Below are 25,111 nucleotides of genomic sequence, written 5' to 3' on the forward strand. Positions count from 1 at the left end.
CGGGTAATGTTTTGCCGCGAAACGGGCGAATTATTCGTGGCTTCCGGGACGGTTAATTTTCTCAGCGCGCGTTTTTCGCAGAATATAGCGAGGCCGGTTTTTGGTTTCCATATAGATACGGCCGATATATTCGCCCAGCACACCAATACCGATAAGCTGAACACCACCCAGAAACAGTACAGACACCAGGATTGAGGGATACCCCGGCACCGGGTTTCCGAACAGCAGCTTGTCCATAATCATCCAGAGCCCATACAGAAAGGCCAGCGAGGCGACCAGGAAACCGAGATAGGACCAGATGCGCAGTGGAACGGTGGAAAACGAGGTCAGTCCCTCCAGCGCCAGATTCCATAACTTCCAGCCGCCAAATTTACTGCGTCCGGCGACCCGCTCATGCCGGACATACTCCACAATCTCCGTCTGTCCGCCAACCCAGCTCAGGATCCCCTTCATAAAGAGATTTTTTTCAGGAAGCAGCCGGATGTTCTCTACCACCTCGCGCGACATCAGGCGAAAATCACCCACGTTCTCTTCAATCTTTGGATGACTGATGCTGTTGTGCAGTTTGTAGAACCAGCTGGCCGTTTTGCGTTTGAGATGACCATCGGCACGTCGATCGATTCGCTTAGCCAGCACAATGTCGGCACCGGCCTCCCATTTACGCATCATGTCGGGAATAAGGGTAATCGGATCCTGCAGATCGACATCTATCGGAATAATGGCGTCGCCGGTCGCCGCTTCGAGTCCGGCAAACAGCGCCGGTTCTTTGCCAAAATTGCGAATAAACGACAGGCTCTGAACCAACGGATCGCGCCTGCTCAGCTGGTTAATCAGCGCATAAGTGGCGTCCGTGCTGCCGTCATCAATAAAAACAATCTCTACCTGCCACGCTGCCAGCGCCTCATATTGTCTGACCGCTTTATAAAAAAGGGGAATAGCCTCCTCTTCATTAAAAACCGGCACCACTAAAGAGATTTTCATTATTCTCCTTTAAATATGACAAAGCGGGAAAAAAGAAAGCCACAGGCCAGGCTGAGTCCGGAAGAAGCGATAAGCGTAATAAGCGGATAGAGGTCAAGCCGATCGGCCAGATAGCCCACGCTGAATGCCATTGCGCCCATAAACAGCACATAGAAGATATAGCGCCAGGCGGTCGCCTGTTGATTAAAGGTCCAGCGCGCATTCACAAAGAATGAGAATGTGACGGCCAGGCAAAAAGCAATCAGGTTGGCGGTGGACTGAAACAGGCCAAATGCAAGGCAGATAAAAAAGGTCACCCAGTGCAGCAGCGTATTTGCTACTCCCACGGTGAGATATTTTGCGAAGAAAGTCAGCATTTTATAATCAGTTTTAATGAGTCGGACAAAATATACCGCAATCGGGGCGCAATCAAAAGGCTGAGGCTGACAAAGAGTGACACTCCCTTGCGGCCGGCCCTTTTTCCGGTTCGGTATAAAAGAGCGTCAGTCGCACCCATACTGTCAACTTTTCCTGACAGATTCCTTTCTGCAGGTGCGGGAGTTAGCGTATTATCCTCTTATCTGAACCTGAATAAGGCGAACGCAATGCGTCTGGAAGTGTTCTGTCAGGACCGTATCGGTCTGACGCGCGAACTGCTCGATCTGCTGGTGGCACGTAACATCGATTTACGTGGAATTGAAATCACGGCGCTGGGGCGCATCTACCTCAATTTTGCCGCACTGGAATTTGACGCCTTCAGCAATCTGATGGCGGAAATCAGGCGTACACCTGGCGTAACAGATGTGCGCACCGTCACGTACATGCCTTCTGAACGCGAACATCGGGCGCTTACGGCGCTGCTGGTGGCAATGCCTGACCCGGTCTTCTCGGTTGACCTGAAAAGTAAGGTTGAGCTGGCCAATCCGGCCGCACAGAGCCTGTTTAATCTCGATGAAGAGAAGATGCGCAACTTCAGCGCAGGCCATCTGATCAACGGGTTTAACTTTATGCGCTGGCTGGAGAGCGACCGGGTTGAAGCCCAGGCGCAGCATGTCGTCATCGAAGGTCGCGATTTCCTGATGGAAGCCCGGCCGATCTATCTGCCCGGCGAAGAGGGCCAGAGTGACAGGCCGGTCGGCGCAATGGTGATGCTCAAGTCAACAGCCCGCATGGGGCGCCAGCTACAGAATCTGGTGGTGACGGACGATTCGGAGTTTGACCATATTATTGCGGTCACGCCTAAGATGCGTCAGGTGGTCGACCAGGCGCGGAAACTAGCGATGCTGGATGCGCCTTTGCTGATCGTTGGCGATACCGGTACCGGCAAAGATATGCTGGCGCGCGCCTGCCATCTGCGCAGCGCCCGAGGGAAAAAACCCTTCCTGGCCCTGAACTGCGCCTCGCTGCCCGACGACGTTGCAGAAAGCGAACTGTTTGGTCATGCTGCGGGTGCCTATCCTAACGCGCTGGAAGGGAAGAAGGGCTTCTTCGAGCAGGCCAATGGCGGCTCAGTTCTGCTGGATGAGATTGGAGAGATGTCGCCGAGAATGCAGACTAAGCTGCTGCGCTTTCTGAATGATGGCACCTTCCGGCGCGTCGGCGAAGAGCATGAAGTGCATGTCAACGTGCGTGTCATCTGCGCTACGCAGAAAAACCTGATTGAGCTGGTGCAGCGCGGAGAGTTTCGCGAAGATCTCTTCTACCGGCTCAACGTGCTGACGCTGCACCTGCCGCCTCTGCGCGATCGTCCCCAGGACATCCTGCCGCTGACCGAAATGTTCGTTGCCCGTTTCGCCGATGAGCAGGGCATGGCGCGCCCGCGTCTCTCTCCGCAGCTCAATGCATTTCTGACCCGGTACGCCTGGCCGGGCAACGTGCGTCAGTTAAAGAACGCCCTTTATCGTGCGCTGACCCAGCTCGAAGGTTATGAGCTGCGCCCGCAGGATATCGTCCTGCCTGAACAGGCGCTGGATGTGGCGCTGGGCGATGACGCGCTGGAAGGCACGCTGGATCAAATCACCAGCCGGTTTGAGCGCTCGATTCTGACGCGGCTCTATCTCTCCTATCCCAGCACGCGAAAACTGGCCAAACGGCTTGGCGTGTCACACACCGCCATTGCGAATAAGCTGCGCGAGTATGGCCTGGGGCAGAAGCGCACAGACAGCGAATAAAAAGGAGAGGCGTTTCCAGCCGCGTCAGGCTTACCTGACTTTAAGGGCAGGCCCGCCCGGATAACCGGCGGCAGTAAAAAAATCCCGATAACGCCCTCCTGCTGAGGGTGTTATCGGGCTGGCAGGGTTAAAGCGTCCCCGGCGTGATCTCCGGGTGACGGTTTCTCTTCAGGCCCGGCATCGTGCACGTTACGTTTTCTGGCTGATAGAATCCCAATCAGGAAACCACCCGCCGTCCGGAACGTACAACCGGATTCACCCATTACTTCAGTGCGGCCAGCGCAGCGTCGTAATCCGGCTCGGTAGTAATTTCGTCGACCAGCTGGCTGTAGAGCACCTTATCGTTCTCATCCAGCACGAGCACCGCACGTGCGGTCAGACCTTCCAGCGCACCATCGGCAATTTCTACGCCATAATCATATTTGAACTCTGAACCACGCAGCGTCGACAGCGTCACCACATTGCTCAGGTTTTCTGCACCACAGAAACGTGACTGAGCAAACGGCAGATCCGCAGAGATGCACAGCACAACAGTGTTATTCAGCTCGCTGGCGGCCTGGTTGAATTTGCGGACAGATGAAGCACAGACGCCGGTATCCACGCTTGGGAAAATGTTCAGAATTTTGCGTTTTCCTGCATACTCAGAGAGCGCGACGTTTACAAGATTCTTCGCGACCAGCGTGAAGGCTTTGGCTTTATCGCCTGCCTGAGGAAACTGACCTGCAACCGGCACCGCGTTACCCTGAAAATGAACAGTCTGAGACATAGTGATTCCTTTTGATGAAAAAAAGATCTGACACAAAACGGTGAAAGATAGCCGTTGTTTATGACATAAATGTTAAGGGTTTACGAGTTCAATTGTGGAATTTAAGGTGACGGGCTGTCACTGCGTCACACATTGTGGAGTGGAAATGAGAACGGTAAAAAGTTATCCCGAAGCCTGGCCGTTACACACGCCGTTTGTCATCGCCCGCGGAACCCGGACTGAAGTGAAAGTGGTGGTGGTGGAAATTGAGGAAAATGGCGTCAAAGGCGTCGGTGAAGCGACACCCTACGCCCGCTATGGCGAAAGTGAGACTTCAGTGCTGGCGCAGATTGCCGAAATCCTGCCTGCGCTGCAACAGGGGATGACCCGGGAGGCCCTGCAGCAGGCGCTGCCCGCTGGCGCGGCGCGAAACGCGATTGACAGCGCGCTCTGGGATCTTGCCGTACATCAGCAGAACAGCAGCCTGTGGCAGCTGAGCGGGATGAATCCACCAGCGGATGTGGTGACCGCGCAGACCGTCAGCATTGATACGCCCGAAGCAATGGCCAGCAGCGCCCTGGCTCTGTGGCAGCATGGCGCAACGCTGCTGAAAATTAAGCTGGACGACCATTTTATCACCGAGCGGCTGATGGCGATCCGCGCTGCCGTGCCGGACGCAACGCTGATTGTCGATGCCAATGAATCCTGGCACGCGGAAGGGCTGGCCGCGCGCTGTCAGCTACTGGCGGACCTCGATGTGGCGATGCTGGAACAACCTCTGCCAGCGGGTGAAGAGGCGGCGCTGGAGAACTTCATCCATCCGCTGCCCATCTGTGCTGATGAAAGCTGCCATACCCGCAGCAGCCTGGCGGCGCTGCGGGGACGCTATGAGATGATCAATATCAAGCTGGATAAAGCGGGTGGCCTGACTGAGGCGCTGGCGCTGGCTGAAGTTGCGCAGCAGGAGGGATTTGCGATCATGCTTGGCTGTATGCTCTGCACCTCGCGGGCCATCCGCGCCGCTTTGCCGCTGGTGCCGCAGACGCGCTTCGCCGATCTCGACGGTCCGACCTGGCTGGCAGTGGATGCAGAACCGGCGATAAACGTGCGCAACGGGCAGCTGATTATTGCTGCCAGCGCAGCAGGTTAACCATCACTTCCAGATAGACTTCAGTCGCTTCATCGACCGACACCACCGGCATTTCAGCGGTCACGCAGGGCAGGCTGAGATCGCTGCACCAGCTACCGAATGAGCCGGGGGTGTCATAGCCGACGCTGCTGACGCGGGGAAGGCCAGTGTGGCTGGCCAGCCAGCCACCAATCTCCACCTGATGCGGATCGTCAATGCAGCCCAGCGGTTCGTGCCAGGAGACAATCCAGCGCGGTTTCAGCTGGTGAATCAGGGCGCAGAGCGCCTGGGTTTCCGGCTCGGAAGCCGGATGCGTGCCGGTGGAGAGCGCCACGTCGCGCGCATCGGCAGCACTGTTCCAGCGATAGACCGTGTCGCCTGACTGCCAGTTCGCCGCCGGAAAGTTGCGGTTGAGATCGACGCCGTTGGCATTAGCGCGTAGCCCGAGCTGACAGCCATCCGGATTGACTGCCAGCACTACATGGTGCCGTCGCATGCCCTCGGGCAGCGTCCGCAACGCGGCGGAGAGGGTCGCAATTGCCGCATTCTCATCACCGTGGGTACCCGCCAGAATCAGACCACTGTCGGCATCGGCCAGCGGGGCCGGAAACCACAGCAGCGGAGCGCCCAGAACCGAACGGCCATACTGCTGATATGAAACGTCCAGTTTGCCGCGCAGCGGGCGCGGATGAAGTGGCGACATAATGATTTCCTCAAAGGGTTTTATTAAAAGTAGCGGAAAAGCCGGGGGCGGAAAATAGCTATTTATCGATCAGCCAGATGCGTTACAGTGCCCTGCACAAGCTGCATCGGCATCAGACTGCTGCAGCGCCTCTCTGGGTAAAGGAGTGATCATGGTTAAGACCTTCCGCATGACGCTGGCAGCCATCAGCCTGAGCAGCCTCATCACATCCGCCATGGCGGCGAATCCCCCCGCTGGCGCGCCTCTCGCTGAGCAGCAGCAGATTGTCCGCCATATTAAAGATGAACCGGCGTCGCTCGATCCGCTCAAAGCCGTAGGGCTGCCCGAAATCCAGGTGATCCGCGACCTGTTTGAGGGACTGACTAACCAGGACGCGCAGGGCAAAATCGTGCCGGGCGTGGCGCAGAGCTGGAGCAGCAGCGATAACAAGACCTGGATCTTTACGCTGAGGAATAACGCACGCTGGTCAAACGGCGAGCCGGTGACCGCCCGGGATTTCGTTTACAGCTGGCAGCGCCTGGTCGATCCTGAAAACAGTTCGGCCTTTGCCTCGTTTGCCGCATTAAGCGGGATTGAGAACGCCGCGGCAATCAACAAAGGCACCATGACGCCCGATAAGCTGGGCGTGGTGGCGCTGGATAAGAGCCGCCTGAAGGTGACGCTGGATCGGCCGGTGCCCTGGTTCCCGGCGCTGGTGGCCAACGTCGCGCTCTTTCCCGTTCCTGAGAAGGTTATTGCGCAGCAGGGCGACAGCTGGACAGCGCCCGGCAAACTGGTCGGCAACGGCGCTTATCAGCTTAGCGAGCGCGTCGTGAACGAGAAGATTGTCCTCACGCGCAATCCTCACTACTGGGACGATGCGCACTCGGTGCTGACCAGGGTCACGTTCGTTCCGATCAACGAGGAGTCGAGCGCCACCAAACGCTACCGATCCAATGATATTGATATCACCGAATCCTTTCCCAAAGGGATGTATGGGTTGCTGAAGAAAACCCTGCCTGGCGAGGTCTACACACCCGACCAGCTCGGCACCTACTACTATGCGTTTAATACGCAGAAGGGGCCGACGGCAGATGTGCGGGTGCGTAAGGCGCTCTCCTGGTCTATCGATCGGAAGATTATCGCTGAGAAGGTGCTGGGCACCGGTGAAAAACCGGCCTGGCACTTCACTCCCGATGTGACGGCAGGCTTTAAGCCACTGCCATCCTTCCTGCAACAGCATGACCAGAACAGCCTGAACGCGCAGGCCAGAGCATTGCTGGCTGCCGCAGGCTATGGCCCCGGCAAACCGCTGAAGCTGAAGCTGCTGTATAACACCTCTGAAAGTCATCAGAAGATTGCGATTGCCGTCGCCTCAATGTGGAAAAAGAACCTCGGCGTGGACGTGACGCTGGAGAATCAGGAGTGGAAAACCTACATCGACAGCCGCAACAGCGGGAATTTCGATGTTATCCGCGCCTCCTGGGTCGGCGATTACAACGAACCCTCGACCTTCCTGAACCTCCTGACCGCGGGTAACAGCAGTAACATCTCGCGCTTCAGCAATGCGGATTACGATGCCGTGCTGGCTAAAGCCAGCCGTGAGACCAGCGATGAGGCACGCAACAGCGATTACAACCGAGCCGAACAGATCCTGGCGGACCAGGCACCGATCGCCCCTATCTATCAGTACACTAATGGCCGCCTGATCAAACTCTGGGTCAAAGGCTATCCCATCACCAACCCTGAAGATGTCGCCTACAGCCGCGAGTTGTGGATTGAGAAGCACTAAGCGGCGGGTGGCCGGCTGACCGGTCACCGCCTGACATCTTTCTATACAGCCCGGCGATTGCAACTCAACGCCGTCACGCTAGACTGTATCGTATTGATTTTAGTAGTGAGGCGAGGGTGTGGACGTAATTAAAGGAAAAGCGTTGCAGGTGTCGGATGCCATAATTGCCTGCCAGCTGGATGGAAAGGGCGGGATGATCCCGATCGCGGAAGATGAGGTGATTCAGTGTGAGCAGCCCTGCTGGCTGCATCTGAACTACACTCACCGCCAAAGCGCAGAGTGGCTGCAGTCCACGCCGCAAATCCCGGATACGGTGCGCGATGCCCTGGCGGGCGACAGCATGCGTCCCCGTGTCAGCCGGCTGGGCGACGGTTTTATGATCGTGCTGCGCAGCGTCAATCACAACAGCGATGCGCGTCGCGATCAGCTGGTGGTCATGCGGGTCTTTATCAATGACAAGCTCATCGTTTCCACACGGCGGCGGAAAGTCACTGCGGTCGATGAAGTATTAACGGACCTGCAGAACGGCAACGGCCCGATTGACTGTGGCAGCTGGCTGGTGGATGTCTGCGATGCGCTGACCGATCACACCAGCGAGTTTATCGAAGAGCTGCATGACAAAATCATTGAGCTGGAAGATGCGCTGCTGGATCAGCGGATGCCTGCCAGGGGTGAACTCGGCCTGCTGCGCAAACAGCTGATCGTGATGCGACGCTACATGGCGCCGCAGCGGGATGTTTATGCCCGGCTGGCAAGTGAAAAGCTTGGCTGGATGGATGACAGCGAACGCCGCCGCATGCAGGAGATCGCCGATCGTCTGGGTCGCGGCCTGGATGACCTGGATGCGGGCGTAGCGCGCACTGCTATCCTGGCCGATGAGGTCGCTTCCGCGATGGCGGAATCGATGAATCGCCGCACCTATACGATGTCCCTGATGGCGATGATTTTTCTCCCTGCAACCTTCCTGACGGGGCTGTTCGGCGTTAACCTGGGCGGGATCCCCGGCGGCGACTGGCACTATGGTTTTCCACTCTTCTGTCTGCTGCTGGTGGCGTTAGCACTGGGCGTGGCAGGTTACCTGCGTAAACGCCGCTGGCTCTAATCTGACAAAAAGAGGACGGCTGAAAATTGCACGATTCAGCCGGAAAACCGGATTTAAAAAAGTAAAAGCTGATCGATATCAAGAATCCGATACCGCATCTGACGCACACTCTCTTTCGCAGGTGAATGCAACGTCAAGCGATGGGCGTTGCGCTCCATATTGTCTGACTTTTTATTTTCAGAATTATTGCATAGCACAATTAATTCGAACCATGCCGACCAGTGCGTCGGCTTTTTTTTTATCCGCCTGGCTGTGAGGCTGTTTCTTTCCTAAGCTTAAACTCCATTCGTAAGAAAAGGAGTACGGCATGAGCGCGATTTTTAACAGCGAGCCGATCCCGACGGATCCCACCCCGATTCCAGAACCGATTCCACATCCGCAGCCGCAGCCCGATCCGCCAGCCGATCCGGAATTTCCACCGATCATGGATCCGCCACCACACCGCAACATATAAAAAAAGGGCGTGCTCTGAGCACGCCCTTAACCTGTCAGGTGCTTATTTTATCTGAAGCACATCCAGACGCGCACTGATATCAGGCGCATCCTCTTCATCCTCGCGCCAGCCTGCGGGCTGAGAGGGCAGCGTTTCGCGGTCGAACGCCAGATCACCGCCATCCACGACTGCATCACCGTGTTTAATGCCTTTAAAGTCGAACAGGCTGATATCCGCCAGATGCGACGGCACCACGTTCTGCATCGCGCTGAACATGGTTTCGATACGGCCTGGATAACGTTTATCCCAGTCGCGCAGCATATCGGCCACGACCTGACGCTGCAGGTTCGGCTGCGAACCGCAGAGATTGCAGGGAATGATCGGGAACTGACGCGCTTCAGAGAAGCGGATAATATCTTTCTCGCGGCAGTAGGCCAGCGGACGGATCACAATCTGCTTGCCGTCATCGCTCATTAGTTTTGGCGGCATGCCTTTCATCTTCCCGCCATAGAACATGTTCAGGAACAGAGTCTGCAGGATGTCATCGCGATGATGGCCGAGTGCGATCTTGGTGCAGCCCAGCTCGGTCGCCACACGGTAGAGAATGCCACGGCGCAGGCGTGAGCAGAGTGAACAGGTGGTTTTGCCTTCCGGAATCTTCTCTTTGACGATGGAGTAGGTATCTTCTTCGATAATCCGGTACTCAACGCCCTGCGCCTCAAGATACTGCGGCAGGATATGCTCCGGGAAACCCGGCTGCTTCTGGTCGAGGTTAACCGCAATCAGACTGAAGCTGACTGGCGCACTCTTTTGCAGACTGCGCAGAATTTCCAGCATGGTATAGCTGTCTTTGCCGCCTGACAGGCAGACCATGATACGGTCGCCTTCTTCAATCATGTTAAAATCGGCGATCGCTTCGCCGACATGACGACGCAGTCGTTTCTGCAGTTTATTAAGGTTGTACTGTTCTTTCTTGTCAACCATCTGATTATCTTGCATTTTTACCTATCTCTGAATCCAGAAAGCACGGCTGAAGGGCAGATGATGGCGCGCCTCCAGCCAGACACTTCACTGCGGTGTCACGAATATGCAGCGTATGGTACGGATTGTTGCCGCGAATGCCAGTACCGGAGTGAATATTCAGCGGAAAAGGCCTGTGCCTGCCGGCAGGTCAGGCTGCGAGAGCAGCCGGACTGAACGCCCAGCCTCGCCGTTTCAGGCAGCGTTGACAGCGCAGTGGGCGCACGAGCACCGTTGCGCGACGCATCAGCTGGCAGACACACTCCGCCACTGGCAATCAATTTCTTCATTCTGAGTTGAACAGGCGGGAGGCGAGGCCTGCGGGGTAGAGTCCCGCACGCTATCGTTCTTTGCGGCACAGCCCGTGACAGTAAAATAACAGCAGCTATTAACAGACGTTTCATTACAGCGCCCCGACAAATTAAAAAAGCCTGCGCCCGGGTAAATCAATCCGGCTTAAACGGCATCCGGTTTCTGTTTAAAAACCTGACTTTCGCTGGAGTCATTAACCAGAGCAAAACCGGAAATAAAAACAGCGCTGATTATTTCGCCGGGGTTTATCTGAAAACAGGCTGCTGTTGAATAGAGGTTAAACCTCAAGGGATAGAATAAGACTCGCTTTGCCGGAGGCACGTGTTTGCATTTTCTCTCATTCTGCAATGAGACCAGCCCATTAAATTTTTGATTGTATTTCAATTGTGTAAAGCAGGATTCCGATCCCATCAGATTAACCGGTGTCATGCAAAAACGGCAAGGCTGGCATTATGTGAAAGCAGCCATGCAGACGGTAGGCGGCCCCACGCTTTGGACATCGCACATTTCAATAATACAGCCGGGCGCTATAGCCGTTAAATAAATGGCTATTGAGGCAAACGAAACGTCAGGCGCTATGAAATATCTTTCTGATATTCAAAAAATGAGAAAGTACGGCATCCGCTTTATGGCGCTGCTGACTCTCTTTGCACTTTGCTATGTTGCGCTGATCTATTGTGCCGTGGTGTTGCTGGTCAACCGACACGGCCTGTTTCATTTTCTGCTGCACTGAACGCGAGGCACTCAGCCGCAGACGTTAACCATCCAGCGACAGGCCTGATGCAAAAAATGCCTGAGCGTTTCCAGAAAACCTCTCGCACCTTTACCGGTCAGACACTGTCCGGTTTCCATCACCTGATCCAGAATAGTGTGAGAATCGGACGCTATTATGATGGCTGCCACACCTGTAATCACAACAAAGAACAGCATGCTTAACCGCGGCAGACTGCGTTTACGTGTGGCAACGGGCAGGGTTTTGTCAGATTGCATAGGGCGGTAATCCATTAATCCCCGATAAATGATAACGGTCATAAATTATCACGGATTATGGCATGCATTGCCAGCGGTCTCTATGTCTCAGATCAGGCCGATAGGCGTTCGGATGGCAAAACAGCAATCACAGAGAAACAGCAGGCGGTGAGGGATACCGCCCGCTGTTAACTTCAGCGATCACGTCGTAACGCGCGGGGAAAAAACCGGGATCACATCATCTCCAGCGACTGAACGCCTTTGATCTCCATGACCTTATCATACAGATGTATATCATTGGCTCGGCGGGAAAGCGTTACCTGAACGCTGAGTTCGCACAGACCGCTCTCTGCATCGCGGTTAATCACCGTGACATTACCGTAACGGATGCCTTCCCGCTGCATGACCAGCAGCACCAGCGGCACACTTTTGGGTTTCAGGAACACCAGCAGGGTATGGTGTTTGCCAATCAGCAGATGGCTCAGACGGCGGAAGACCTCCAGCACCAGCAGCGCCAGCACCGTGCCATAAATCCCGATTTCATACATGCCGCTCCCGATCACCAGCCCGATGGCTGCAGTGACCCATAAGCCCGCCGCGGTGGTTAACCCCTTTACCACCTGCTTCTGAATCATGATGGTGCCTGCACCCAAAAAACCCATGCCGCTGACGACCTGAGCGGCAATACGGCTGGGATCCAGTGAAACATGGTCGCTGTTCAGCATGTCGGCGAAGCCATATTTTGACACCAGCATAAACATCGCACTGCCAATACCGACCAGAATGTGAGTACGCAGGCCCGCCTCTTTGGCGCGCATCTGTCGCTCAAGGCCAATCAGGCCGCCGAGAATCCCGGCCAGGGCAATGCGAATTAACATATCCATTAACATGGCTTTTCTCCGAATTAATCAGGGCTGAAAAAGGTGACAGTTCAGTCATAACAGGTAAACAAGATAATTCTGCTTGCAAATGACGCGGCAGAATTTTGTAAAAAGCTGTTTCTCCTCTCGACCCCTTGTGCTGCCTGGCATATCCTGAGCCAGCCTTTAACCCCTATTCCCGGAGTCCGTCTGATGAAAGCAGCCACCTTTTTGCTGGCCGGTGCCGCATTATTACTCTCTGCCTGCAGCAGCCACAGTGATGATAACGAGCCACCGCAGCAAGCCACCGCCGCCCATATCCAGCCTCGGGTTGTGATGTCTTCCCTGGCAGAAAGCAACTGTGCAAATGCAGGCGGAACCCTGGCGTTTTCGCATCAGCTGGATGGTTCACGGGTAGGGATGTGCCAGTTAGTGAATGGTCGCCGCTGTGATGAGCAGGCGCTGATTGGCGGAAACTGCGCGCGCTGATAAGCAGGCCGGATTGCGCCGGCCTGCACACTCAGGCAGAGAGCCGGTTCGGGCACGCTTCGCCGCGGTCGAGCTGGCTGAGATTATTCAGTGTGGTTTCTGAAATGGCGGTCAGCGCCTCTGCGGTTAAAAAGGCCTGATGGCCGGTAAATAACACGTTATGGCACGCCGACAGACGGCGGAAGACATCGTCCTGAATCACATCATTCGACTTATCTTCAAAGAACAGATCCCGCTCATTCTCATAAACATCCATGCCGAGCGCACCAATTTTCTGCTGTTTCAGCGCGTCGATTGCCGCCTGTGAATCAATCAGACCGCCCCGGCTGGTGTTGATAATCATGACGCCATCACGCATCTGCTTAAACGCCTCGGCGTTGAGCAGATGATGATTTTCTGGCGTCATCGGGCAGTGCAGCGTGATAACGTGTGATTCTGCAAACAGCGTCTTCAGATCCACATACTCTGCACCCAGTGCCCGCGCCTCCTCGCTGGGGTAGGGGTCAAAGGCCAGCAGTCGCATACCAAACCCTTTCAGAATTCGCATTGTCGCCAGCCCGATCTTCCCGGTGCCGATCACGCCCGCCGTTTTCTGATACATGTTGAATCCGGTCAGACCGTCGAGGGAGAAGTTCGCATCACGGGTACGCTGATAGGCACGGTGAATGCGACGATTCAGCGTCATCATCAGGCCGATGGTGTGTTCGGCCACCGCTTCCGGTGAGTAAGCAGGTACCCGCACCACTTCCAGTCCCAGCTCTTCAGCCGCAGCCAGATCGACATTGTTGAAACCGGCACAGCGCAGCGCGATAGCTTTCACTCCCAGCCCGGCCAGCTCCTCCAGCACCGGCCGACTGCCATCGTCATTCACGAAAATGCAGACGGCATCGCAACCCACTGCGGTTTTGGCCGTGTTTTCAGTGAGTAAAAAGTCAAAAAAGAGCAGTTCAAAACCGAACTGCTGATTGACCTGCTCAAGGTATTTCTGGTCGTAATGCTTAGTGCTGTAAACCGCAATCTTCATGGTTATGCTCCTGCAGAGTGATAGACCAAGGATAACGGTTTCTGGCTGACTTTGCTGAAAGAGCTGCTCCGCCTCTGGCGCAGACCTTCACCTCCGGCAGATTACGTGCCATCATCCCTGTCAGGATACTGTAAGGAAAAGGATTATGGCTTTTATGCCACGGATTTTCCGGCGACGGCTGGCGGCGATTCTGGCGCTGATTCTGCTGCTGCTCGGCCTGATACTGACTGTGACCCAATGGCTGCCGCGGCTGGCCGGTATCTGGCTGCCCGCGGATACCCGTATTGAGCTTTCCGGTGCGCCGCGCTGGCGCGACGGTGGCCTGTGGCTGCCGCAGGTTCGCTATCTCGCAAAGGATTGCTCACTGGCCACCGTCAGGGCGGTGTCGCTGGGCTGGCATCAGTCGCGCTGGAAACTGAATGCGGCGGAACTGGTGCTGGACAGCGCCTGTCTGCAAAAACTGCCCGCCAGTGATCCGGGTGCAGCCGCCCCGAAAACTCTGGCCGAATGGCAGGCGATGCTGCCCGGCGCCGACGTGCATCTGGGCAAAGTGATTGTTGCGCCGTGGCAGACCTATGCAGGCGCACTGGATCTGACGCTGGAAAAAGATCGCCAGCAGCTGATGTATCAGGGCGAGAATCTGCAGCTGGCGGCGACCCTGACCGGCCAGCAGCTGGCCGTCACACACCTGATGTTTACACATCCCGCATTGCCCGAACCGATCACCCTCAGGGGCGATCTGAAACTGCCAGCCTTCGCGACAGACTTGCCGGTACAGGGCGAAGTGGCAGGGCAGTTCGCGCTGGCAGCGCTGCCGCATCCCCTGCAGGTTACGCTTAACTGGCAGCAGCAGCAGGGAGAACTGCGTGTGGCGATGGCGGAACAGGAGAAACCACTGCTCCGCTTACCCTGGCAGATAAGCCGCGACCAGATACAGATTCAGCAGGGCGAATACTTCTGGCCGCTGGCAACCCAGCCGCTGTCCGGGTTCGTTAACCTGACGCTGGATAACTGGCAGGCGGGTCTGGAAGGCAGCCAGATCACAGGCCGGATCAATTTGCTGACTCAGGGACGCGGTGGCAAGGGCAACGTGGTACTCGGTGTCGGGCCCGGCACCCTCAGCCTGACGCAGAGCAGTCTGCCGTTTCAGATCACTGGCGAAAGCAAACTGGCCGATCTGCAACTCTACGGCTCTGTGCCGGGCAGGCTCAGCGGCTCCCTGCTTGATCCTCAGCTGGTGCTGCAGCCCAAATCATTGCTGCGCCTGAAAGGCCGGATCCTGTCAACGCTGGAGGTGGATGAAGCACGCTGGCCGCTGGCGGGCGTGCGGCTCTCGTCGCAGGGTATTGATGGCCGTCTGCAGGCGATCCTCACCGCGCACAATGCCAGTTTTGGCCGTTTCCGGCTTCATCTTGATGGCCGCGCCACCGACTTCTGGCCTGACAAAGGTGAATGGAACTGGCGCTACTGGGGCGGCGGCGAGATGTTGCCGCTGCAGGCACGCTGGGATGTGAAAGGCACCGGCGGCTGGCACGATACCCTGATCCATCTGGACACGCTCTCCACCGGTTTTAATCAGCTGGCCTATGGCAGTGTCAACGTCGCCACACCGCGCCTGACGCTTACGGAACCGGTCAACTGGCAGCGCGATGTGATGCACCCCTCCTTTAAAGGGCATTTCCGGTTACAGGCGGGCGAAACCCGCTTTAGCTATGGCGGCCGCCTGGCCGCATCGACGCTCGATTTCGAGGCCAGAGGTCGCGATCCCGGCTATTTTCTCTGGCGGGGTGAGCTGAAGGCCGGTCAGGTGGGACCCCTGCGCGTCAATGGCCGCTGGGATGGCGAACGGCTGCGCGGTCAGGCCTGGTGGCCGACGCAATCGCTGACGGTCTTTCAGCCGCTGCTCAGCCCCGACATGAAAATGCAGATACAGGACGGCAGGCTGCAGGCGCAGGTGGCGTTTTCCGCCGCGCCGGATCAGGGATTCCGGGCCGGAGGCCACTGGACGGTCAGGCAGGGCAGCGTCTGGACGCCCGACAGCCAGGTTAACGGCATCGACTTCTCGCTGCCGTTCCGCTTCAGGGCGGAACAATGGCAGTTCGGGCAGCACGGCCCGGTATCGCTGCGGATCGCCGAGGTGAAAAACCAGTTCGCGATGCAGAATATTCGCGCTGATCTGCAGGGTAACTGGCCGTGGTCCGACGATGCCCCGCTGACGCTGCAGGATGTCAGCCTGGATCTGCTGGGCGGCCAGATCACGCTGCCCGCGCTGCGCCTGCCGCAACATGAGCCAGCCCGGGTGTCTCTGCGCAACATCAGTCTGAGCAAGCTGGTGACGGCGCTGAAGCCGAAGCAGTTTGCGATGTCGGGTAACATCAACGGCGAACTGCCACTGTGGCTGAATAACCCACGCTGGCTGGTGGAGAAAGGGTGGATCGCCAACAGCGGACCGCTGACCTTCCGGCTGGACAAGGATATGGCGGATGCCATTACCCGTAATAATGTCGCGACGGGCGCCGCGCTGGACTGGCTGCGTTATATGGAGATCTCCCGCAGCTGGGCCACGATTAATCTGGATAATCTGGGCGAACTCAATATGGAGGCGCAGGTGCAGGGCGTCAGTCGCTTCAGCAACCGTCGTCAGACGGTCAACCTTAATTATCACCACCAGGAAAATCTGTTTCAGCTCTGGCGCAGCCTGCGCTTCGGCGATAATTTGCAATCCTGGTTAGAGCAACATGCGACATTGCCCTCGAACAAGGACACTTCACCATGAGCCTGAAGGCACTACTGGTTATGGCAGCCGGACTGCTGAGCATCGGCTGCGTGCCGCGTATTGAAGTCACGGCACCCAAAGATCCCATCACCATCAACATGAACGTCAGAATCGAGCACGAGATTCATATCAAAGTCGATAAGGATGTCGAAGCACTACTGAAAAACCAGAGCGGTCTGTTTTGAGGAGAGCAACGATGAAACGCATGAGCGTGGCGCTTTTACTCGCCCTGGCGATGGCGCAGCCTGCCTGGGCGCTGACGCTGGATCAGGCACGGCAAACAGGTCGGGTGGGGGAAACGCTCTCCGGCTATCTAGCCGCCCGGGCGCAGGATCCTGAAACCCTGGCGCTGGTACAGCGCATCAATGCCGGGCGTCAGCAGCAATATCAGCGGCTGGCGGATCAGCATCGTCTTTCGGTGGCCGATGTGGCGGGGATCGCCGGGCAGAAGCTGGTGAGCCGTGCGGCAGCGGGCGAATATGTCCGCGGCATTAATGGACAGTGGCTGAGAAAAGAGATCGACAGCGACATATCGCCATAAAAAAACCGGGCACGGGGCCCGGTTCTTTACTGCATCATCCTGAGAGGTTAAGCAGTAACAATCTGTGCGATAGTGTCTTTCGCTTCTGCGGTGGCTTTGCTGGCTACTTCAGGACCGTAAGCGATACCTTCAGCGAATACGAACTCCACGTCGGTAATGCCGATGAAGCCCAGGAACAGCTTGACGTAAGGGGTCAGCAGGTCAGACGGGGTATCTTTATGGATGCCGCCACGGCTGGAGATCACAACGGCCTTTTTGCCTGTCACCAGGCCTTCAGGGCCGGCTTCGGTGTAGCGGAAGGTCACGCCAGCACGAGCAATCAGATCAAAGTAGTTTTTCAACTGGGTCGAAATGTTGAAATTATACATTGGCGCAGCAATCACCACTTCATCATGCGCCTGCAGTTCTGTAATCAGTTCATCAGAGAGGTTCAGTGCCTCCTGCTGACGGGCAGAAAGCGGCGACTCGGAAGGACGCATTGCACCCACTAACTCACCATCCAGCACCGGAATCGGGTTAGCGGCCAGATCGCGTACGGTCACCTCTTTGCCCTGCGCCTTCGCCTGTTCAGCGTAGAAGTCAGCAAGCTGGCTTGACTGTGAATAACCTGCAAGGATGCTTGATTTCAGAACTAAAACTTTGCTCATGGTGGTTTCCTGTCTGTTATGCGGAAGAGTTTCCGCTCAATGGGTTACACTCTACGGTTATCGCTGGCGCGGTGAAAGCGCAATATTTCGAGAGCTATGTTCGAATTTATTGAATAAGCACAGCGGTGCCCAGCCGCCGGAACAATTCGGAATGTGCTATGATTCGCGCAATTATTTTATCGATTCAGCTGGTTAACCCGGCTTGCAGGACGCGGTTTCACGCCGCGGCTCTGTCTGAGTAAGGTATGTCACTATTATGTCATCTTCCGAAATCTCCCCACTGGCGGCGCTCTGGTCACGACTCGACGGCCTGATGCTGCGCGATCGTCAGCGTCTGCAGCGTCGTCTGCAGGGTGCCCGTAAAATTAAAAATGCTGAGACACAGCAGAGCATTGCTCAGGAACTGGAGCAGGAATTTATCACCGCCGCTCAGCGGGTGACCCAGCGGCGGGCCGCTACGCCAGCCATCACGTTTCCGGACAACCTGCCGGTCAGCCAGAAGCAGCAGGCTATCGCCGAGGCGATTCGCGATCACCAGGTGGTGATTGTGGCCGGTGAGACCGGTTCGGGTAAAACCACCCAGCTGCCAAAAATCTGTCTGGCACTGGGACGCGGCGTCACCGGTCTGATTGGCCACACGCAGCCGCGTCGTCTGGCCGCGCGGACCGTGGCAAATCGTATTGCCGATGAGCTGGGCACCTCGCTGGGCGGCTGTGTCGGCTATAAGGTGCGCTTCAACGATCAGGTCAGCGATCTGACGCAGGTTAAGCTGATGACCGACGGTATCCTGCTGGCCGAGATCCAGCAGGATCGCCTGCTGATGCAATATGACACCATCATCATTGATGAGGCGCATGAGCGCAGCCTGAACATCGATTTCCTGCTCGGCTATCTGCGTGAGCTGCTGCCACGCCGTCCCGATCTGAAAGTCATTATCACCTCCGCGACCATCGACCCACAGCGTTTCTCGCGTCACTTTAACCATGCACCGGTTATCGAAGTTTCCGGGCGGACCTATCCGGTTGAGGTGCGCTACCGGCCCGTGGTCGACGAGGCGGATGATGGCGACCGTGACCAGCTGCAGGCGATTTTCGATGCGGTGGACGAACTGGGACGCGAAAGCCATGGCGACATCCTGATCTTCATGAGCGGTGAGCGCGAAATCCGCGACACCGCCGACGCGCTGAACAAGCGCGATCTGCCGCACACCGAAGTGCTGCCGCTTTATGCACGCCTGTCGAACGCTGAACAGAACCGGGTGTTCCAGTCGCACAGCGGCCGTCGTATCGTGCTGGCAACCAACGTCGCCGAAACCTCGCTGACGGTGCCGGGTATCAAATATGTGATCGACCCCGGCACGGCGCGCATCAGCCGCTACAGCTTCCGTACCAAGGTGCAGCGCCTGCCTATTGAACCGATCTCGCAGGCTTCAGCTAATCAGCGAAAAGGGCGCTGTGGCCGTGTCTCAGACGGCATCTGTATCCGTCTCTACGCGGAAGATGATTTCCTGAGTCGTCCGGCGTTTACCGATCCTGAAATTCTGCGCACCAACCTGGCGTCGGTGATCCTGCAGATGACCTCGCTGGGACTGGGCGATATTGCGGCCTTCCCGTTTGTGGAAGCGCCCGATAAGCGCAACATTCAGGACGGTGTCCGTCTGCTGGAAGAGCTGGGCGCCCTGACGCTCAACGAAGAGACCGGCCACTATAAGCTCACCGGCTCCGGGCGTCAGCTGTCGCAGCTGCCAGTCGATCCCCGACTGGCACGGATGGTGCTGGAAGCACAGAAATATGGCTGCGTGCGCGAAGTGATGATTATCACTGCTGGCCTGTCGATTCAGGATCCGCGCGAACGTCCGGCGGAGAAGAAGCAGGCTTCCGATGAGAAGCATCGCCGCTTTGCCGATAAAGATTCTGACTTCCTGGCCTATGTGAACCTCTGGAACTATCTGGCGGAGCAGCAGAAAGCGCTGTCCGGCAATCTCTTTCGCCGTCAGTGCAAAAGTGACTTCCTTAACTACCTGCGCGTCAGAGAGTGGCAGGATATTTACACGCAGTTGCGAAAGGTGGTGCGAGAGCTGGGGATCCCGGTCAACAGCGAACCGGCGGAACTGCAGCCTGTCCACTGCGCGCTGCTGAGCGGGCTGCTGTCGCACATCGGCCAGAAAGACAGCGACAAGCAGGAGTATACCGGCGCGCGCAATACCCGTTTCGCCATCTTCCCCGGCTCCGGGCTGTTTAAGAAGCCGCCGAAGTGGACGATGGTCGCGGAGCTGGTGGAAACCAGCCGCCTGTGGGGCCGCACCGCGGGACGGATCGAGCCGGAGTGGATCGAGCCGCTGGCGCAGCATCTGACTAAACGTAGCTACAGCGAGCCGCACTGGGAGAAGTCGCAGGGCGCGGTGATGGCCTCCGAAAAGGTCACCCTCTACGGGCTGCCGATTGTAGCCGCGCGCAAGGTGAACTATGGCCGTATCGATCCGGTGCTGAGCCGCGAACTGTTTATCCGTCACGCGCTGGTGGAGGGTGACTGGCAGACCCGTCACGCCTTTTTCCGGGCCAACCAGAAGCTGCGCAGTGAAGTCGAGGATCTGGAGCACAAGTCCCGCCGTCGCGATATTCTGGTCGACGATGAAACGCTGTTTGCGTTTTATGATCAGCGCATCGGCAAAGAGGTGGTGTCGGCGAAACATTTCGACAGCTGGTGGAAACAGGCCAGCCGCGAAAATGCGGAGCTGCTGAACTTCGACAGGCAGATGCTGATGAAAGAGGGCGCGAACAGCGTCAGCCAGCTCGACTATCCCAACTTCTGGCATCAGGGCAACCTGAAACTGAAGCTGAGCTATCAGTTCGAGCCGGGCGCGGATGCGGATGGTGTGACGGTGCATATTCCGCTGCCGCTGCTGAATCAGGTGGAGGACGCCGGATTTGAGTGGCAGATCCCCGGCATCCGCCGTGAGCTGATTATCGCGCTGATTAAGTCGCTACCCAAACCGCTGCGCCGTCATCTGGTGCCGGCACCGAACTACGCAGAGGCGTTTCTGGGCAGGGTCACGGCGATGGAGATGCCGCTGGCCGATGCGCTGGCGCGCGAGTTCCGCCGCATGACCGGTGTCACGCTGGAACGCGAAGCGTGGCAGTGGGAACAGGTGCCCGATCATCTGAAAATGACTTTCCGGGTGGTGGACGAGCACAATCGCAAACTGCTGGAAGGCAAAGATCTCACCGCGCTTAAGGCGCAGCTGAAAGGCAAAGTGCAGGAAACGCTGTCAAAAGTGGCCGATGATGGCCTGGAGCAGAGCGGGCTGCATATCTGGAGCTTTGGCGAGCTGCCGCGCAGTTATGAGCAGAAGCGCGGCAGTTATCAGGTGAAAGCCTGGCCTGCACTGGTTGATGAGAAAGAGAGCGTGGCGATCCGCCTGTTTGACAGCGAACAGGAACAGCAGAAGATGATGTGGCGCGGTCAGCGTCGCCTGCTGTTGCTTAATGTGCCGTCGCCGGTGAAATATCTGCACGAAAAGCTGCCTAACAAAGCCAAGCTCGGCCTCTACTTCAACCCCTACGGCAAAGTTCTGGAGCTGATCGACGACTGCATCGCCTGTGGCATCGACAAGCTGATGGCGGATGCGGGGGGCCCGGCCTGGGATCAGGCCACTTTTGAGCAGCTTCGTGACAGGGTGCGCGGCGAACTCAACGAGACCGTGGTCACCATCGCCAGTCAGGTCGAGCAGATTCTGACGGCCGTCTTCAACATCAACAAACGTCTTAAAGGACGGGTCGATATGACGATGGCGCTGGCGCTCTCCGACATCAAGGCGCAGATGAGTGGTCTGGTCTATCGCGGCTTTGTCACCGGAAACGGCTGGCAGCGGCTGGCCGATACGCTGCGTTATCTGCACGGAATCGAGCGCCGTCTGGAGAAACTGCCGGCCGACCCGCACAGCGACCGTGCACGCATGCTAAAAGTGCAGGCGGTAGAGCAGGCTTATCAGGCGTGGCGGAATAAATTGCCGCCGCAGCGTCAGGATGACGAAGAGGTGCAGAATATCCGCTGGATGATTGAGGAGCTGCGCATCAGCTATTTTGCTCAGCAGCTGGGCACGCCATACCCCATTTCTGATAAACGGATCCTGCAGACAATGGAGCAGATCGCGAACTGAGGGAGACGGGGCGCACAGTAAACGGCGCGCCCCGGATAAAAAGATCTGACCGGATTACTGCGCGAGCGATTCCAGCTTATCTTTAAACGAGGTGACCGCAATCGCGCGGTTGTCCGCCAGATAGCGATCTTTCGCGGCCGGTGCCGAACTCTGAACCGCAATTAACTGCCAGCTATTGTCGCTGTTCAGCAGCAGCGGAGAACCGCTGTCGCCCGGCAGCGTGTCGCACTGATGGGAGAGCACGGCGCGCTGCGCCCAGCCGGTGATCAGGCAGTTACTGTGGGAGTAAAGCGCATCGAGATGATCGGCAGGATAGCCTGCCTGGGTCACTTTGCGGCCCGTCTGCTTCAGCGCGGCCGTGAGATCGCTGCGTGAACCGTCGAACAGGGGGATCGGCGTAATCGCCGAGGGCGGATTACGCAGGATCACGATGCCATAATCATAAGGTGCTGCGCTGCTCGGCACGATCCAGCCGTCGCCATCCGCCTTTAATTTTGACGCCAGCGAAGGTTCAACCCGTGCGTCGATATCATGCAGCTCGTAGCGCCAGCCTTTATCACTGGCCATAAAACGCAGCGCCACCGGCTTATCAAATTTACCCGGCGGGGCGAGCAGGCAGTGTCCGGCCGTCAGCGCCAGATGCGGAGAGATGAGCGTCGCGGTGCAGAGGTTGCCGCTTTCGGTTTCAAGCTGACCAATCGCATCCCAGGGTGCTGCGGTAATATCGGTGATAGCCTGACGATGGTCCTTGCCGAAGAACAGCATTTTAATCTCAGCAGGCGTCGGTGAGTCATCGTTATCATCGGCATGAACAGTAGTGGCAAAGCTGAAAAGTCCAACCATTAACAGGGTAGCCAGGCGCATAGAAATCTCAATGGCGAGAAAAGTAACGTTATTGTTATTCCGCAGATACGGTAACTATAGTCGGTGAGCGTTGAAAAAGGGAGTTTTATTGGTTAATCAGTACGCTACGGCGATCAAATAAAAAAGCTTGCTGCAATAATGCCACACAGGATCATAACCAGCAGAATAATTTCGAAGCGATAGCGACGCACCATTTTTTCCACCTCAGTAAAGAAACACCCGGCAGAACCGGGTGTTTTTAATCATTATCGCGTGGCCGTGCGCTGAAGACGACCTTAGTTTTTAGCCGCTGATTTCACAGCTTTTTTGTGGTGCATCTTTTTAGCAGCCTGCGCTTTCTGAGCCGGTTTTACTGCTTTTTTGTGGTGCATTTTTTTAGCAGCCTGCGCTTTCTGTGCAGCTACTTTTTTGTGGTGAACTTTTTTAGCAGCCTGAGCTTTCTGTGCGGCTGGCTGAGTCGCTTTCTTATGGTGAACTTTTTTAGCGGCCTGCGCTTTCTGTGCAGCCGCTTTTCTGTGGTGAACTTTCTTAGCAGCCTGCGCTTTCTGCGCGGCATCTTTCTTCATTGCTTTTTTATGATGTTTCTTAGCCGCCTGCGCTTTTTGCGCGGCTTTATGGTGTTTCTTGTGCGCAGTTTTGTGAACAGTTTTAGCCGGTGCAGCAGCGGTAGTGGTAGTTGTTGTTGCGGCTGGCGCAGCAGCAGCTGGAGCAGCTGTGGTGTCAGCAGCGAAAGCAACAGAAGACATACCCATAGCAGCGGCGACAACCAGTGCAAATAATTTTTTCATTGCAAATCCCTCGAAGACTATTTTTTCATGTGTAGCCCACTGCGGGGCCGGTGAAGAGACTATAGGGAAAGCAATGCGCGGTGTCCGTGGGTGTTTGGTATCGGCGTGTAACCGATTGTACAAAGGGGGGAAGGGGCGACCCGCAGGTCGCCCTGACACTCAGTTGTTCAGGTAACGCTGCTCAAGGTGCTGGCGGAAAAACGCCGGATTCAGCGCTTCGCCGGTCGCGTTGACCAGCAGTTGATCGGTGGAGAAGCGGCTGCCATGCTGCCAGATATTCTGTTGCAGCCAGTCAAAGACCGGCTGCAGTTCATCGTGCTGAATCAGCTCACTGAGCTGAGGAATGGCCTGTTTTACCGCCCGGAAGAGCTGTGCGGCATACATCGCGCCCAGTGTATAGGTTGGGAAATAGCCAAAGGCGCCGTCTGTCCAGTGAATATCCTGCATACAGCCATCACGATAATTACCACGGGTGTCCAGCCCCAGCGACTGCATCATCTTCTCATCCCACAGCGCCGGGATATCCTCAACCTCAATGTCGCCCTCAATCAGCGCCTGCTCGATTTCGTAGCGCAGAATGACGTGGGCCGGATAGCTCAGCTCATCGGCGTCAACCCGGATCAGTCCGGGTTCCACACGCTGGGTCAGACGCACGAAATTATCCGCCTGCAGGGCGGGCTGATCGCCGAAGGTCGCCGTTATCTGCGGCAGAATACGCTGCAGAAATTCACGGCTGCGGCCCAGCTGCATCTCCATAAACAGGCTCTGGGATTCATGGATAGCGGTGGATCGCGCCAGCGCCACCGGCTGACCGCGCCACTGCTGCGGCAGATTCTGCTCGTAGCGGGCATGGCCGGTTTCATGAATCACGCCCATCATGGCGCTGAGGAACTCCGCTTCGTTGTAGCGGGTGGTGATGCGCACATCTTCCGGCACGCCACCGCAGAAGGGGTGCGCACTGATGTCCAGCCGGCCATGATTAAAATCGAAGCCCAGTGTTTCCATGATGCTCAGGCCGAGCTGGCGCTGGGCAGGCACTGCGAACGGCCCCTGCGGAACGATCACGGGCTGCTGTGCCTGTTTGTCCACCACCTTTTGCAGGAGAGCGGGCAGCCAGGTTTTCAGTTCACCAAAGGTCTCATCCAGCCGGGCGCGGGTCATCCCTGGCTCGTAAAGATCCAGCAGCGCATCGTAGCGCGAGCAGCCACTGGCGTCAGCGCGCCGCTGCGCCTCTTCACGGCTCAGGCGCACGACCGCTTTAAGGTTGGCGGCGAAGCCCTGCCAGTCGTTGGCCGGGCGCTGCGTGCGCCAGGCGTGTTCGCAGACCGATCCGGCGATCGACTTCGCTTCAACAAATTCATCTGGCAGCAGGGTGGCCTGCTGATAAGCACGCTGCATCTCATGGAGGTTGGCGCGCTCGACGTCGTTCAGAGACTGCTGTTCAGCAGCCCGAATCCATTCCCCTACCTGCGGGGCAGTCAGGATCTGATGCTGCAGGACACTCATTTCGGCCAGCGCTTCACCCCGCGCCTGACTGCCGCCCGGCGGCATGGTGGTCTGCATATCACAACCGGCAATGGCGGTGACGTGGCTGAAACGGGAGAGACGCTGAAAAGTTGCGGTAAGGTGCTGATACGCTGAGGTCACG

Annotated in this window: 23 protein-coding genes; 11 read left to right on the forward strand and 12 right to left on the reverse strand. The window is 56.9% G+C overall.

All coding sequences use genetic code 11. The features are described from left to right. Positions 1-30: 30 nt before the first annotated feature. On the reverse strand, positions 31-981 hold the full coding sequence (locus RT657_RS00425; protein ID WP_313651467.1) for a glycosyltransferase family 2 protein: 951 nt from the start codon (positions 979-981) through the stop codon (positions 31-33). Beyond that, positions 981-1,337 (reverse strand): GtrA family protein, encoded by a 357-nt coding sequence (locus RT657_RS00430; protein WP_313651469.1) that lies wholly within the window; start codon positions 1,335-1,337, stop codon positions 981-983. The genes RT657_RS00425 and RT657_RS00430 overlap by 1 nt, the downstream gene beginning before the upstream one ends. 228 nt (positions 1,338-1,565) lie before the next feature. On the opposite strand from RT657_RS00430, the gene tyrR reads away from it, so the two are divergent. Further along, positions 1,566-3,131 (forward strand): transcriptional regulator TyrR, encoded by a 1,566-nt coding sequence (gene tyrR / locus RT657_RS00435; RefSeq protein WP_313651471.1) that lies wholly within the window; start codon positions 1,566-1,568, stop codon positions 3,129-3,131. Positions 3,132-3,393: 262 nt separating this feature from the next. Here tyrR and tpx read toward each other — a convergent pair whose 3' ends face one another. Beyond that, positions 3,394-3,897 carry a thiol peroxidase gene (gene tpx, locus RT657_RS00440; protein ID WP_313651473.1) on the reverse strand — a complete coding sequence of 168 codons (504 nt, stop codon included), beginning with the start codon at positions 3,895-3,897 and terminating at the stop codon, positions 3,394-3,396. Positions 3,898-4,042: 145 nt separating this feature from the next. Here tpx and ycjG point away from each other — a divergent pair, with 145 nt between their 5' ends. Next, entirely contained in the window at positions 4,043-5,026 is a 984-nt protein-coding gene (ycjG, locus tag RT657_RS00445; protein WP_313651475.1) for an L-Ala-D/L-Glu epimerase, read from the forward strand. On the opposite strand, the gene mpaA is transcribed toward ycjG, so the two are convergent. Next, positions 5,001-5,708 (reverse strand): murein tripeptide amidase MpaA, encoded by a 708-nt coding sequence (gene mpaA, locus RT657_RS00450; protein WP_313651477.1) that lies wholly within the window; start codon positions 5,706-5,708, stop codon positions 5,001-5,003. The genes ycjG and mpaA overlap by 26 nt on opposite strands. Before the next feature lie 151 nt (positions 5,709-5,859). Between mpaA and RT657_RS00455 the strand changes: the two genes are divergently transcribed. The 3 genes from RT657_RS00455 (at position 5,860) to RT657_RS00465 (ending at position 9,035) form a co-directional block, all read left to right on the forward strand. Beyond that, the gene (locus RT657_RS00455; RefSeq protein ID WP_313651479.1) at positions 5,860-7,479 is read left to right on the forward strand and encodes a peptide ABC transporter substrate-binding protein; all 1,620 of its coding nucleotides are present in this window, start codon (positions 5,860-5,862) and stop codon (positions 7,477-7,479) included. Positions 7,480-7,597: 118 nt separating this feature from the next. After that, entirely contained in the window at positions 7,598-8,581 is a 984-nt protein-coding gene (gene zntB / locus RT657_RS00460; protein ID WP_313651481.1) for a zinc transporter ZntB, read from the forward strand. A 307-nt stretch (positions 8,582-8,888) separates the two neighbouring features. Continuing rightward, positions 8,889-9,035 carry a hypothetical protein gene (locus RT657_RS00465; protein ID WP_313651483.1) on the forward strand — a complete coding sequence of 49 codons (147 nt, stop codon included), beginning with the start codon at positions 8,889-8,891 and terminating at the stop codon, positions 9,033-9,035. A 42-nt stretch (positions 9,036-9,077) separates the two neighbouring features. Here RT657_RS00465 and ttcA read toward each other — a convergent pair whose 3' ends face one another. After that, complete coding sequence (ttcA, locus tag RT657_RS00470) at positions 9,078-10,013, reverse strand: tRNA 2-thiocytidine(32) synthetase TtcA (protein ID WP_313651485.1); 936 nt, start codon at positions 10,011-10,013, stop codon at positions 9,078-9,080. A 910-nt stretch (positions 10,014-10,923) separates the two neighbouring features. Between ttcA and RT657_RS00475 the strand changes: the two genes are divergently transcribed. Beyond that, on the forward strand, positions 10,924-11,079 hold the full coding sequence (locus RT657_RS00475) for a hypothetical protein (protein ID WP_313651487.1): 156 nt from the start codon (positions 10,924-10,926) through the stop codon (positions 11,077-11,079). A gap of 11 nt (positions 11,080-11,090) precedes the next feature. Here the strand turns inward: RT657_RS00475 and RT657_RS00480 are convergent, their stop codons facing one another. Then, positions 11,091-11,336, reverse strand: a complete 246-nt coding sequence (locus tag RT657_RS00480; RefSeq protein ID WP_313651489.1) for a hypothetical protein — start codon at positions 11,334-11,336, stop codon at positions 11,091-11,093. Between the two features lie 212 nt (positions 11,337-11,548). Next, the gene (locus RT657_RS00485) at positions 11,549-12,205 is read right to left on the reverse strand and encodes an MgtC/SapB family protein (protein WP_313651491.1); all 657 of its coding nucleotides are present in this window, start codon (positions 12,203-12,205) and stop codon (positions 11,549-11,551) included. Between the two features lie 183 nt (positions 12,206-12,388). Here RT657_RS00485 and RT657_RS00490 point away from each other — a divergent pair, with 183 nt between their 5' ends. Continuing rightward, positions 12,389-12,664 (forward strand): DUF333 domain-containing protein, encoded by a 276-nt coding sequence (locus tag RT657_RS00490; RefSeq protein WP_111139493.1) that lies wholly within the window; start codon positions 12,389-12,391, stop codon positions 12,662-12,664. A gap of 31 nt (positions 12,665-12,695) precedes the next feature. On the opposite strand, the gene RT657_RS00495 is transcribed toward RT657_RS00490, so the two are convergent. After that, complete coding sequence (locus RT657_RS00495; RefSeq protein ID WP_313651496.1) at positions 12,696-13,688, reverse strand: 2-hydroxyacid dehydrogenase; 993 nt, start codon at positions 13,686-13,688, stop codon at positions 12,696-12,698. Between the two features lie 145 nt (positions 13,689-13,833). On the opposite strand from RT657_RS00495, the gene RT657_RS00500 reads away from it, so the two are divergent. Genes RT657_RS00500 through RT657_RS00510 form a run of 3 tightly spaced genes read left to right on the forward strand, consistent with a single transcriptional unit; the run spans position 13,834 to position 17,005 of the window. Then, on the forward strand, positions 13,834-16,464 hold the full coding sequence (locus tag RT657_RS00500) for a YdbH family protein (RefSeq protein ID WP_313651499.1): 2,631 nt from the start codon (positions 13,834-13,836) through the stop codon (positions 16,462-16,464). Then, positions 16,461-16,649 (forward strand): YnbE family lipoprotein, encoded by a 189-nt coding sequence (locus RT657_RS00505; protein WP_128086880.1) that lies wholly within the window; start codon positions 16,461-16,463, stop codon positions 16,647-16,649. Before RT657_RS00500 ends, RT657_RS00505 begins: the two co-directional genes overlap by 4 nt. Before the next feature lie 11 nt (positions 16,650-16,660). Further along, positions 16,661-17,005, forward strand: coding sequence for a YdbL family protein (locus RT657_RS00510; RefSeq protein ID WP_313651502.1), 345 nt, complete (start codon positions 16,661-16,663; stop codon positions 17,003-17,005). A 47-nt stretch (positions 17,006-17,052) separates the two neighbouring features. Here RT657_RS00510 and RT657_RS00515 read toward each other — a convergent pair whose 3' ends face one another. Then, positions 17,053-17,652, reverse strand: a complete 600-nt coding sequence (locus RT657_RS00515) for an FMN-dependent NADH-azoreductase (protein ID WP_313651504.1) — start codon at positions 17,650-17,652, stop codon at positions 17,053-17,055. A gap of 256 nt (positions 17,653-17,908) precedes the next feature. On the opposite strand from RT657_RS00515, the gene hrpA reads away from it, so the two are divergent. After that, positions 17,909-21,811, forward strand: coding sequence for an ATP-dependent RNA helicase HrpA (gene hrpA / locus RT657_RS00520; RefSeq protein ID WP_313651506.1), 3,903 nt, complete (start codon positions 17,909-17,911; stop codon positions 21,809-21,811). A 54-nt stretch (positions 21,812-21,865) separates the two neighbouring features. Here hrpA and RT657_RS00525 read toward each other — a convergent pair whose 3' ends face one another. The 3 genes from RT657_RS00525 to RT657_RS00535 form a co-directional block, all read right to left on the reverse strand. Then, positions 21,866-22,675 (reverse strand): serine protease, encoded by an 810-nt coding sequence (locus RT657_RS00525; protein WP_313651508.1) that lies wholly within the window; start codon positions 22,673-22,675, stop codon positions 21,866-21,868. 275 nt (positions 22,676-22,950) lie between these two features. Further along, positions 22,951-23,463, reverse strand: coding sequence for an acid resistance repetitive basic protein Asr (gene asr / locus RT657_RS00530; protein WP_313651510.1), 513 nt, complete (start codon positions 23,461-23,463; stop codon positions 22,951-22,953). Positions 23,464-23,622: 159 nt separating this feature from the next. Further along, positions 23,623-25,110 carry a carboxypeptidase M32 gene (locus RT657_RS00535; protein ID WP_313651513.1) on the reverse strand — a complete coding sequence of 496 codons (1,488 nt, stop codon included), beginning with the start codon at positions 25,108-25,110 and terminating at the stop codon, positions 23,623-23,625. Position 25,111: the final 1 nt, after the last annotated feature.

It is taken from the genome of Pantoea sp., assembly GCF_032114055.1.
Classification (GTDB): domain Bacteria; phylum Pseudomonadota; class Gammaproteobacteria; order Enterobacterales; family Enterobacteriaceae; genus Pantoea.